The organism is Mesorhizobium sp. M7A.F.Ca.CA.004.06.1.1 (assembly GCF_003999135.1).
Taxonomy (GTDB): domain Bacteria; phylum Pseudomonadota; class Alphaproteobacteria; order Rhizobiales; family Rhizobiaceae; genus Mesorhizobium.
Map to the genome: position 1 here is coordinate 2,681 of NZ_RZPQ01000629.1, position 815 is coordinate 3,495.

1 protein-coding gene is annotated in these 815 nt (G+C 65.4%); it reads left to right on the top strand.

The window, feature by feature from the left end; translation table 11 throughout:
* The coding region (locus tag EN906_RS27235) for a hypothetical protein (RefSeq protein ID WP_206529177.1) at positions 1–815 on the top strand (815 nt) is incomplete at both ends.

Genomic DNA, 815 nt, shown 5'->3' on the forward strand with positions numbered 1-815 from the left:
CGTGTCGCCGTGGTCGCGCAGCCAGCGGGAACCACCAATCTGTCCTTCATCACCGAAGACGCCAACCAGATCGGCCCGGTCGAGAAATGGACCGCGCCGATGAGCATCGGCACGCCGCCCGGCGCCACCTCCTATCAGAAGCTTTCGATGGCGCGCGATGCCGATGGCCGCATCGAGGTCTTCGTCACCGACAATCAGGGCCGCATCTGGTGGATCTACCAGAATCCGGACCAGATCGTGCAGGTGCAGAAAACCATCACGCCGCCCGGCACGACGACACCGATCGTCGTCACCGTCGACGTGCTGACGCCGCCGGCCAAACCGTGGAGCGACTGGATCCAGATCCCCGGCGGCCTGGTGACGGTTTCGGCGATACGCCAGGGTGACGGCCGCATCGCGCTGTTCGGCATCAATTCGAACCTGCATCTCTATCGCTGCCAGCAGGCGAAGGCGCAGGCCTTGAAGGCCGCCGACTGGACGGGTTGGGTGCAGATCGACACGACCCAGACAGGTGGCTTCATCGAGATGGCGCCGGTCATCGGCCCGCTGGGCGCCACCAATTTGTTCGCCCTGACCCAGAACGGCCAGGTGCTGCACACGCGCCAGATGCCCGCCGGATCGGATACGTGGACGCAGTGGGCGACACCCGGCTACTCCAGGGCGCCCAACCAGGCGCTTGCCGCCGGCATCCAGGGCGACGGCGATATCGTGCTGGTCGCGGCCGACCAGCAGCACTTCCTCCAATTCAACGCGCAATGGGATGCCTATACCCAGAACTGGTCGGGATGGCGCGATTTCGGCGCATCCCTTCGCTC